5 protein-coding genes are annotated in these 11,750 nt (G+C 59.0%); 1 reads left to right on the top strand and 4 read right to left on the bottom strand.

Features of this window, described 5'->3' with window-relative positions; all coding sequences use genetic code 11:
* Positions 1 to 151: 151 nt before the first annotated feature.
* From LOC54_RS09030 to LOC54_RS09015, 4 genes are all read right to left on the bottom strand, one after another.
* Positions 152 to 475, bottom strand: a complete 324-nt coding sequence (locus LOC54_RS09030) for a helix-turn-helix domain-containing protein (RefSeq protein ID WP_408740327.1) — start codon at positions 473 to 475, stop codon at positions 152 to 154.
* Positions 459 to 839: a type II toxin-antitoxin system RelE/ParE family toxin gene (locus LOC54_RS09025; RefSeq protein WP_279313487.1), complete on the bottom strand. Its 381-nt coding sequence runs from the start codon at positions 837 to 839 to the stop codon at positions 459 to 461. Before LOC54_RS09025 ends, LOC54_RS09030 begins: the two co-directional genes overlap by 17 nt.
* 503 nt (positions 840 to 1,342) lie before the next feature.
* The gene (locus LOC54_RS09020) at positions 1,343 to 2,398 is read right to left on the bottom strand and encodes a hypothetical protein (protein WP_279313486.1); all 1,056 of its coding nucleotides are present in this window, start codon (positions 2,396 to 2,398) and stop codon (positions 1,343 to 1,345) included.
* A gap of 153 nt (positions 2,399 to 2,551) precedes the next feature.
* A complete protein-coding gene (locus tag LOC54_RS09015) occupies positions 2,552 to 3,256 on the bottom strand; it encodes an IS6 family transposase (protein ID WP_279313485.1) in 705 nt (234 codons plus the stop codon).
* A 113-nt stretch (positions 3,257 to 3,369) separates the two neighbouring features.
* On the opposite strand from LOC54_RS09015, the gene LOC54_RS09010 reads away from it, so the two are divergent.
* The coding region (locus LOC54_RS09010) for a hemagglutinin repeat-containing protein (RefSeq protein ID WP_279313484.1) at positions 3,370 to 11,750 on the top strand (8,381 nt) is incomplete at its 3' end.

The raw sequence follows: 11,750 nt of genomic DNA, 5'->3' as shown, positions 1-11,750 counted from the left end.
GCAGGACACCGGATCAGATCGCCAGACAAGGGTCTCGGGGGCATGCCCCCGAGACCCTTGTCATCCCATCAACCCCAGGCCATAAAAAACGGGAACTCTCCTTTTGAGTGGATACAAAAAAGGGGGCACGTCATTGCGTGGAGCCCTTTGCTCATGCGAGATGCCGCAGGCCATGCTTTTGCACGAGAGAGAGTAGCTTGAGCGCGATACCGCTCGGCTTCTTCGCGCCGGTCTCCCACTTCTCTACAGTGCTCTCGCTCGTGTTGAGGTAGCGAGCAAACACAGGCTGGCTGACATTGTTCGCCTCGCGGAGTTGCTTGATCTGTGCGGGCTCGATCGGAGGCGGCATGGTCAGGCAGGACACGTCAAATCGGCGCATCGTCGCCTTGTCGATCGTTCCCGCCCGTAACATGCCTGCAGCGCTGCTATGGATCGCCTCGAAGGCGTCGCTCTTGTATTTAGGCTTTCTGCTCATGACAAATCTCCACAAGCTCTTTGGCAGCTAGTTCCTTGGCAAGGTCTTCCTCTGATTTAGTCGCATACACATCGGCCAAATCGCGAAAGGCATCTAGTTCGTCGTCCTCTATGTTCTCCCTGTCCTTTTTTGCGAACAGGTAGGCATAAACCCAATACTTACGGCCCCGTGCTAGGATGATACTGCGATGCATATTTTTGTTGAGGCGTTTCTTGAAAACGCCCCCGCCCAGGTCGTCAGCCTGACCCTTCATGACCTCCGCGATGGCCTCGCAGAGTTCCTCATCCGTGATAAGGGCCTTTCTCGCCGCCTTGGAGAACCAGCGGGTTTTGAAGACCCGTGTAGCTTCCTCAGCCTCGGTCAATATGTAGCACTAAGTGCTATAAACGGCAAGGTGCCGGAATCGGCGGGACGCCCCACTTCCGTCGCGGAAGAGTCGGTGCGCGAAGGCGCCGCGGATGGTCTGCCACAGATTCTCGGCTCCTTCTGAGGGCGGTGGATACTCTCAAAGCGAGGGCAAGCGGCAGTTTTCCAACGGCGAAGGCCAGGTAATTGGGAGGGGCGTAGCGAACCACTGACAAGCCCCGGATATGATGGAGAACTGCCGGATACCGTAGCGTAGGCTCCGGACCATGTGGGATTCGAACGCTTATACTGAATCAATTGGCTGGTGCTTGGCTGTTTTGTGAGCAAATGTCAGCTTTTAAAAAGTCACATGGGTTACTTGAACGACCGGAATGGGGTGAAAACCTTCGCGAGGGTCATCCATGTGAATGTCCGGTTTTACCGATCGCTCTACACAAAGCTGACCTACCGTTGTCCCCCCATTCCTGCCTTTACTCTTTGCTGGTGGCAAGTGACGGCGTTCTAACCGAGTCCCGGCGCAGGCATTCGTGAGGACGGGGCGGTAGCCTGGGGTCCGGCCCTGGATATCGGGTTTTCGAGTTTCGAGCGCAGGCGTGCGATCTCGTGTGCTGCCTGCTCTTTTTCCGGTTGGTGGGCTTTGTCCCACCGTCTGATGCGGTCCTGTCTGGCCTGCACCAGCCTGTCAAAACGGTCTTCAAGCCACGGTTCGAGTTTTTCCGGATCAGCCATGGCGGTAAATTCGGCGTCATGCTGTTTGCGGAAAACCTCAAGGGCTGGCCTGTCCCGCTCTGTCAGGAGAGGCCTGACGGGTTCTGGTGGTGTGGAGCGCAGTCCGACAACATACAGAAGGGCCTGCACGACAAAACGCAGCACTTCCAGAAATTCGAGCAGAAGCTGCTGGCAGACTTTCTCCAGCTTCCGTGCCCGCCCCGTCATGCGTTGCCAGCGCTTTCCTTCAGCCTGTTTCCATTCCTTTTTGGCATGATCGTAACGTGTAAAGCTGCTGTGAAGCTGTTTCTGATAGGGTATGAGACTGTCCCGCCATTTCGCGAGTGTTTCTTCTCTCTCCAGAGGTGCCCAGTCGGCTTCCGGCGCTCTCTGGTCAAGGATGGCCTGCTGCTTGCGGATGAGTTCCCTGATCCTGCGACGGGTACGGGCTTCTTCAGCACTGAGAATGACCGGACAGGATGGTGGCCGGGGAGAGACTGTCAGGATGGATGGCCTGTCGACCTCCTCCATCCGTCTGCGCCAGACGTCCTCAGGCTGCCTGTCCAGGCGCGGAAGCCTGATGCGTCCTGGCTGTTTCCGCCGGGTCACCGGAACAACGAGGGCGGGCAGTTCCATGAGGTCGCTCTCCTCACTGCGGACAGGAACACGGGTGCTCCTGATATCCGTTTTCGGTTTTGCCTCTGCTGCTGACTGCTCTTCTGCCTGAAGCCTTCTGAAGTCAGCCATCCTCACTTTTGTCAGCCGGGTAAAGCTGCCAACCAGCGTGCCATCGCCGGTTTCGATGATATGCGCTCCCGGTCGTGTCCCGTTCCTGTCTCCCTCGCGCATGGTCAGACCGTGTTCCGCCAGTGCAGACCGGAAGGATGCCAGCCCGTCGGATCGGGACCAGAGGGTTGCAACCAGTGTTTTCGTCGCCGGGAGATCCAGCCGGTGCTGTCACGTTAACTGTTCATGGGCGTGTTCTGGCCGGACGAGGGGATTTCAGGGCGTGAGAGCGGTCGCGGTGTTCCACTGGGCGAAAGCCCGGAGACGATAGGTGTGTCGGGAGAGTGCGTTACTGAGGGAGGCGGGCGGGACGAAGAGATTACGGACGGCGGAAAAGACGGAGACAAAACGCTGGCATCCGCCGGGTGAACGGAATTTCTGCATGACCCGCTCGCGTTTACGCAGGGGCAGATGGCTGTTTTCGGCGCGGTTATTCAGCCCCTTGTGAGACAGATGGCGGACAGACAGGCCGAGCTTTCGTCTGGCCGCGCCGTAAGATTTCAGCTTGTCCGTGATCATCCGCCTCGGGCTGGCGCCCTGTTGTTTGAGAAGTCTCGTCAGCAGACGCCTTGCCGCTTTCGTGTTGCGGCGGGTCTGCAGGATTTCGTCGAGAACGTAACCATCCTGATCAACCGCCCGCCACAGCCAGTGCAGCTGACCCTGGATCAGGATCTGCACCTCATCCAGGTGCCAGATATCGCCCGCTCTGGCCGCCTTGCAGCGCAGCCTGCGGGCGAATGCAGCCCCGAATTTCAGGCTCCAGCGGCGGATCGTTTCATAGGAAACGACGATCCCACGCTCGAGCAGCAGTTCCTCGATCAGGCGGAAGCTCAGGGGGAAGCGGAAATACAGCCATACCGCATGCGCTATCAGCTCGCGCGGAAAACGGTGGCGCTTGTAACTCACTGATCCCTTGCTCATCAGCACAGTCTATCACACGACAGAGTTAACGTGACAGCACCCTGAACAGTTCAGGCGGGCAGATCGGTAGCGGGACAGGCGCTCTGTCCCTGACGGCTCATGACATCGCCAATATGTCGGGTAAGATCATCTCGGGAGCAGGGCCGCTCGTTCTGACGGCGAACGGGATCGGGAACAGCAACGGTGTGATTCAGGCCGCGGGGAATGTCACACTTTCTGCTGCGTCTCTCGATAACCGTGCTGGCGGAACCGTGCTTTCCACAGACGGATCGCTGACACTGACGCATGGTCAGGTTCCCATGGACAGCGTTCTCAATCAGGGTGGAACGCTTGGATCTGCTGGAAGTCTGTCGCTGAATACAGCCGATTATGCCAGTGATGCGACGAGTGCTCTCGCCAGTTCGGGTGTTCTGACACTGGTTATGGCTGGTGTTCTTGATAATGCAGGACAGCTGATCGGGGCGCAGGGTTTCGCGCTGACGCTCGAAGGACTGAAAAATGAGTCCAGTGGTCTCCTGGCGGCAAGAACCGGCAACGGGTCCCTGACAGTCACGGGCACTGGCGGAATCACGAATGCAGGCACCATTGAGACGCTCACCTCCGGAAGTCTGCTGACGGTTGAGAGCGTGGGCGGACTGACGAACAGAGGCCTGCTGACAGGAACAGGCTCTGTCGCACTGACGGTCGCGTCCGCCATTACAAATAGTGGGACGCTTAGCGCACAGGGCGGCAACCTCTCTCTGAAAACGGATACACTGGTGAATACCGGCTCCGTAGCGGCGTTGTCCGGAATGATGATTGCGGCAGCTAGCAGTCTCTCGAATGATCAGGATGGTCAGATCGCCGTGCAGTCCGGTGCACTGAACCTGACGACGGGTGGGACGTTGAGCAATGCTGGACAGATCGGAACTATCGATGCGGGAGACCTGACGCTTACAGCCGCGAACCTGACGAACGCAGGCATGATCGGGATTGCAGGGTCTGGTGCAGTCACAACCGGTGGTTCTCTTGATAACAGCGGCAGTCTGAAAGCCGCAGGAAGTGCGCTGACGGTTCAGGCGCAGGATCTGACCGTCAGCGGAACACTGGCGGCGACCACTGGAGATATTTCAGTGAAAGCCGCAGGTGCGCTGACGAACAGCGGCACGATTTACGGAGCCGGTGCCGGAGCTCTCCAGGTATCATCAGGACTGGACAATAACGGTGGCCAGATCGGATCCGGCAGCGGGAATCTTATTATTTCCGCAGACGAGATCGAAAACGTATCGGGAAAGATCATCTCCTCCTCCGGTGCGGTCAGTCTGACATCCGGTCAGGGCGTCGATAACCGGACTGGCACCATTCAGGGACAGGGAGATGTCACCCTTTCCGCAGGATCCGTGGATAACCGATCAGGCGGGACAATTCTGTCACAGGGTGGGGCGCTGATCCTCTCGGATGGAACCGGTCCGATGAGCAGTATCCTCAATCAGGGTGGCACGCTTGGCGCCGCAGGCAACCTGTCTCTGAACACGAATTCATATGAAAGCGATGCCACCAGTTCTCTGATCAGTACGGGTGTTCTGACCCTGGCGATGACAGGACTTCTAGCGAATGAAGGGCGTCTGGTCGGGCAGAAGGGTTTTGTGATCACGGCAGGATCTTTCAGTAACGGAACGGACGGTGTTCTGGCCGCGGTGACGGGTAACGGCACGCTGACCACGACGGGCACTGCCGGTGTGACGAATGCGGGTACGATTGAAACACTGGCGTCCGGTGGTCTGCTGACGTTGAGGAATGCAGGCAGCTTCTCGAACAGTGGATCGGTTCTGTCAGGTGGCGCGACTTCGCTCACAGCGTCCGGGGATGTGACGAACAGCGGGAAGCTGAGCGCGCTCGGAGGTGATCTGAACGCATCGACGGGTTCCGTGGATAACTCCGGGACCATGGCCGCTGCCGGAAAGATGTTCCTGTCGGCCGCCGCAGGCATTATGGACAGCGGCACATTGTATGGTGCTAACGGCCTGACACTGACGGCTGCCAATATGGTGTCTGTTACGGGACCATCCGCGCAGGCCGGTGCAGGCGCCGGTGATGTGTCAGTCCATGCAGACGGGCTGACAGTGTCGGACGGTCAGATCATCGCTGCGGCAGGGCAGCTTAAGGTCACTGCGCAAACCGTCCTCAGCAACAGGGGGCTGCTTGAGGGCGCGACGGATCTTGCCATCACGACCGATCGTCTGACGAATACAAATAAAGGCATCCTTCTGGCAGGAAACGGTGCGCTGAGCGTTGCTGGCCTGTCGGCTGAGGCCGCCAGTTCTGTCGCCAATACAGGCGGAACATTCCAGGGAAAGACCGGGCTCTCGATCAGTTCTTCCTCCGTCGATAATACGGACGGAACGATGCTGAGCGAAGCAGGAGAGCTGACGCTCGTATCGGACGGCCAGATCAGCAACGATGCAGGAATGATCCGGTCTGCAACCGGGATGGTCCTGACAGGCGGGTCCTATGCTTCAGATGAGGCGTCAGTCATCAGCGCCGGCACGAACCTTGTCGCATCGTTCTCCGGGCTGGTGGATAACGCCGGGCATATGATTTCCGCCGGAAATCTCGATCTGACAGCAGGCAGTCTACTGACGCACAGTGCGGAGCAGACGGAGAAAGTGTCCGTTATCGCCAGTACGGGTGGAAACCTGACGGTGCATTCTGCGACAGTTTCCAATGACGGCGTTCTGGAAGCGACCGGCGCAGATGGAACTGTGCATCTGGTGGCTGACACGGTCAGTAATAACGGCACGCTTAGCTCCGCAGGTGATCTGACAGTTTCTGTCAGCGGAGGTCTGACGTCGTCGGGCAATCTGCTGGCGCAGAAAGGTGCGGCGACGATTTCAGCTGGCAGCATCACGAACAGCGGCTTTGCCGGCGCGGCGAAGGATATCACGGTTGCAAGCGACGAAACACTGACGAACAGCGGGACGCTGTTCAGCGGCGGTCAGCTGACAGCCCGCAGTGGCGGGGCTTTCAGCAATATGAACGGACGGATCGGCGGTACGACGATTGATCTCGTGACAGCGGGGATATTCGACAATACAGCCGGATCTGTGATTGCCAGCGCAGGGAACCTCGCAGTGACTGCCGGGCGGATCACGAACGGGACGGGCGGCGTGCTTCAGGGCAACGGTGCCGTCACGCTGACAACCGACGAACTTGGAAATGCGGGCGGCACTGTTCTTGCGAAAAGCGGTGATCTGACACTGGTTTCACCGGACAATGCACCGGGAGAGACCGACAACAGTAACGGTATTCTTCAGGCAGGCGGAGCGGTTGTTCTGCCGTTCAGCACTCTGAATAATACAGCAGGCACAATCCTGGCGCTGGGGAACAGCCTGACGCTGACCGGAACCGACGGCAGCGTCGTCGGGAATGCAGTCGGGACGATCGAGAGCAATGGCACACTGTCCCTGACAGCAGGACGCTACACCTCGCAGCTACTCACCCGTGATGCCGTTTCCTCAGCAAGCCGCATGACGGCGGCCGGTGACATGACCTTGGTGCTGAGCGGCCAGGCGCAGAACAGCGGTGTGATTGCGGCGGGTCGTGATCTGACCATTGCGGCAGATAACGTCGCCAATGACACGGGGGCAGTTATCGCAAGCCTTGGTGGCAATCTGGCGCTGGATCTTTACGGTGTGGACGGTCTTTCAAATGCGGGCACGCTTCAGACAACCGCTAAAGGTGCAGCACTGACAATAGGGGCGCAGTCGCTCACAAATGCTGCAACCGGTGGTATTCTGTCGAACGGTGCACAGACATTCACGGTTTCAGGTCCTCTGACCAATGCCGGTGAAATCACGGCATATGGAAGTTCGCTAACGGTGACGGCTGGATCAGTTGCCAACAGCAATCTGCTGCTGGCGGGAGCCGACCTGACGCTTTTAGCACCCGGAACCGTGACCAATACGGGTCTGATGTATGGAACGCGGAACGCCACGCTGACCGCTGGTCAATTTGACAACAGGAACGGTCAGACCGGCGTTGGTGATGGCGCGCTGGCGCTTGTGGCCTCCTCCGTGGACAACAGCCAGAACGGCCGCATCATCGCGAAAAACGGCACAACAGTGATGACATCCGCCCGGATTGCCAACGATAACGGGCTGATCGAGGCGGGCAGTGATCTCGCACTGTATACCACCGGCCTGACGAATGGTGGCGGCAAGGTCATCTCCGAGACTGGAAATGTCACATTGGCGGGCAGTTCTGCCGGTCGAAGCGCAGGAAGCATCGACAACGCCAGCGGCGTGCTGCAGGCTGGTAACAGCCTGACGGTTGTCGCGGACACGCTCAGCAACCGTGCCGGAACGCTGCTGACACAGAACGGGGATCTTGTGCTGAATGGTACGGGCGGCGCAGCCCTGCAATCCGTGGACGATACAAGCGGAATTCTCCAATCGGGACACGATCTTGCGCTGAAGACGCAAGTCCTGACAGGAGCAGCCGGGCTGTCTGCCGCCAGAGATCTGGATTTTACGCTCGGAACCGGTCTGAGCGATGCTATGCTGTTTTCGGCTGGACGTAATGTCATTCTGACTCTGAATGGTGATTACAGCATCGCAGCGGGCAGCGGTGTGATTGCCGGGGGAGATGCGACCGTCAATGCCGCGTCGCTTACGAATAACGGCGCGATGATGGCGGGCGGCGTCCTGACGGTCCGGACCCCCGGCGCAATCAGCAACACAGGACTTCTGGACGGTTCAGGCGGTCTGACGCTCGCGCTTGATGGTGCGCTCAGCAATGTTCAGGGAGCCATTCTCTCTGATGCCGGCAGCATCTCTGTCGGAGGTCTTTCCGGTGTCTATGCGGGCGACGTCGTCAACCGTTCCGGCGAAATCATGGCCGGAAGTGCTGCGGGCGATGTTGTGATCCACGCAGCATCCCTGACGAACGATCTTCTGGGTGGGGTGACGACCACCAGCGGACAGGTGGTCTACGACAAAAAATACACGATCGGGGAAGATGGTCTCGCCAATCCGCCCGCGCTGAATCCGTCGATGGCGAATTATGGCGAGATCAATCGCTATTATAACAACGTCATGAAAATCTATGTGCCTGAGCTGTGGTATTCCGCCACAGGTGAAAAAGGCACGGGATATTATATCGTGGCGCTGGATGGAGCATCAGCGTCTTCTTATGTCGAAGTGACAGGCACCGGATCGACCGCAACCGCGACAAATGCAGCTGCGCTGATCGATGCAGGCAGAAACCTTGAGATCGATACAACCGGAGATATTCTCAACGACGCCAGCCATATTGCGGCCGGACAGAACATGGTTCTCACGGGCGCCAGTCTGACAAATCAGGGATATGATACGGAAATCACCTGGACACTGACGGAGGACTCACCGCATCTGAAACGGTGGTTCACACCGTCGGACGGAACCCAGTTTGTGACGCCCGATCCCGATGCCGCCAGTAATTCAGCATATAATCCGGGCTGGATGACGCTTAACGGTGGTCCGCACACCGCGATCTGGGGCAGTTCCACCTATACTGGTCTGTCGGGCAGCATCGTTGCAGGCGGTAATCTGACCGGTACGTTCTCCGGACAGATCGACAATACCACCATTGTCGCTCATGCAACCCCGGATCTTCTTGCTTCAGCGGGCAACTGGTCGGGGAGTGCCCCGGAAAGCGTGTCCCCATCTGCTCAGGCGGCGGCTCAGTCGGGTGGAAGCCTGACGACACCGAACAGCTCAGGCTCCTTCGTGGATGCCTCGACCGCCGCATCATCGGGAACCAGCGGTTCCGATGCCGTGTCAGGCGGAGGACTGAACAGTCAGACGGGCACGACCGCGGCAGGACAGGCGACTTCCGTATCGGGAGGGACGCTGAACGGGATTTCTGCCGGCACACCACAGACTGTTCCGTCACAGACATCGGGGGGTGCGACGACGAGCGTGCCGGGCAGCCCTTCGGGTGAACAGCCGGTCTATGGGCATGTTCTTGCACCGGAAGGACATGAGAACGGCACGACGACAGCGCAGAATCTGACACTTCCCGGCTTTTCAGGCGCAGCTTCGGCTTCGGTTTCGCAGGTGATTTCGTCTGTTCCTGCAGGGAAGGCACTCTATGTTGCGGACACATCTCCGTCAGCGACATCGCTGATCGAGACGAACCCGGCCTATACCAGCCTGACGGCGTTTCACGGTTCGGAATATCTTCTGGACCGTCTGGGAGACAGGCCGTCGGATTACACGTTCCTGGGCGATTCCACGTTTGATCAGCAATATGTCCAGCAGCAGATCATCTCTGCGACGGGCCAGACTTTCCTTGGCGGAACCTATACGACGGCAGCCACCCAGATGCAGGCGCTGCTGGACAATGCGGTTGCGGCGTCTGATCAGCTTGGTCTGAAAGTCGGCGATGCTTTGTCTGCGGTGCAGCAGTCTGCGCTGACATCTGACATCGTGTGGTATCAGAACGAGGTTGTTGACGGCAAAACGGTTCTTGTGCCGAAACTGTATCTGGCACCGGGTCATGAGGCTTTGACGGGAGCCACCATTTCCGGTCAGAACGTGTCGCTGACAGCGGCATCCGTGACGAACAGCGGCAGCGTGTCAGCGAAGGATGCGCTGTCGATTACGGCCACGTCCGGCAACATCACGAACACCGGGGCGCTGTCGGGCGGAACGGTGAACCTGACGGCGCAGAATGGCTCGATCCTCAACAGCGATACGATCACTACCTATCTTGTCGGTGGCGGAACGCAGGGGCAGCTGGCCTCTGTCGGGAGCATCAGCGCGACGGGATCAGCCAGTCTTTCGGCGGCGGATGACATCACGTTCAACGGCGGTGTGCTCACGTCGGGCGGGGATCTGAGCCTTCTTGCGGGAAATGGTCTGACGCTTGGCACGACGACGGTGGAGCAGGCATCGTCGGTTTCCGGAAAGCATCTAAGCATCAGCGGTAGCCAGACGGAGAATTACGGCACGACGATCACGTCGGGCGGAAATGCGGTTCTCGCGGCACTGACAGGCGATCTGAAGACAGCCGGGACGACGCTGACGACGGACGGCAACCTCACGCTTTCAGCGGCGAAATCACTTGATCTCGGGTCTGTGACGAACAGCGTGTCGGACAGTATTTCCGGCAAGGAAAGCGGTTTTCTGACGAAGAGCAGCTTTTCCCTGAACACGGCCAGCACGACGGAGATCGGAAGCGCGATTGCGGCGGGTGGCACTCTTACAGCCGTCTCCGGCGGGGATATGAGCATCAAAGGCACCGTCGGATCAGCCGGGGACGCCACGCTGCTCTCAGGTGGCACCTTCACCGAAAGCGCCACGAAGAGCACCGCAGATGAAAGCAGCTCGCATCATACAGCCGGTGTGCATATCAGTCAGAACTGGCTCACTGGCGCGAGCTCGATTTCCTATAAATCGTCGACGGACACCTCCTCGGCCTCTGCGACGACGTGGACACCGTCCATCATCGCATCGACGGACGGCAATCTGACGATTGCGTCGGCAGGCGCGATGAAGATCGATGCATCGGCAGTGGCGGCTGCGGCAGATGTTGCGCTTTCGGGATCCTCTGTTGTGTTCTCGACGGAACAGAACACGCTGATGCAGTCCGGGACACACAAGGACTGGAGCATCGGAATGAATGCCGGTCTGTCCTCGGACTCTATTGTGGGCGCTGCGGTCAACACGGCCGGCGACATGATCCAGAAATCCGGCTCCGGGACACAGAAGGCGCTGACAGGGATTCAGACTGGCATTTCGGAAGCGACGTCGATTGCCGCCGGTGCGCAGAGCGGCAATCTTGTGGGCGTGTCGGTTTCGATCGGCGTTTCGAAGAACAAAAGCAGCAGCACGGAAACGACGAGCACGGTGCAGGGTTCGACGGCGGCAGCCGGTGGCACCCTGACGGTTGCCGCCCGGGGCGACGATGCCACCGACGCGACAAATGGTGACGTGCGTGCGACGGCGGCGGCGTTGTCCGGCCAGAACGTTGTTCTGAGTGCATCGAAGGATATTTCACTGTCCGCGGGCTGGAACACAACGCACAGCGAGAGCAAAAGCGCTTCGAAATCTGCGTCTGTTGGCGCGAATGTGAGTGTCGGGACTTCGGGAGCCGGCGTGAGCGTTTCCGTTGGCGGCTCCCTGTCGCACACGAGCACGACGTCTGACAGCGCGACGGCTGTTGACACGACGGTGACGGCGACGAACGGGGTGACGATTTCTGCTCCGGGCGCGACGGTTCTGAACGGGGCTGAGGTTTCGGGCGGCAACATTGTCCTGAACACGGGAAATCTTTCGATCACGAGCCCCGTGAACACGGCGAGCTACGAGAAAGAGTCTTATGGGGGGAGCGTAGGGGTCACGATCCCTGTGTGGGGTGCCGCGATGGGCGGCACGTCCGTGAGCATGAATTACGAGAAGATCACGGATCAGTATGCGTCGACGGGGGAGAGCCTGTCGGGTCTGTATGCGGGATCGGGTGGTCTGGATGCCGT

Origin of the sequence: Acetobacter sp. AN02, from assembly GCF_029759835.1 — a bacterium.
Taxonomy (GTDB): domain Bacteria; phylum Pseudomonadota; class Alphaproteobacteria; order Acetobacterales; family Acetobacteraceae; genus Acetobacter.
Note: the sequence above shows the minus strand (reverse complement) of the source record. Positions and strands in the feature narration are given on the sequence as shown.

What these genes read in the sequence shown, in the direction of transcription:
- LOC54_RS09015 (WP_279313485.1), bottom strand. Translation starts at nt 3,256, where the DNA reads ATGAGCAAGGGATCAGTGAGTTACAAGCGCCACCGTTTTCCGCGCGAG.
- LOC54_RS09020 (WP_279313486.1), bottom strand. Translation starts at nt 2,398, where the DNA reads ATGCGCGAGGGAGACAGGAACGGGACACGACCGGGAGCGCATATCATC.
- LOC54_RS09030 (WP_408740327.1), bottom strand. Translation starts at nt 475, where the DNA reads ATGAGCAGAAAGCCTAAATACAAGAGCGACGCCTTCGAGGCGATCCAT.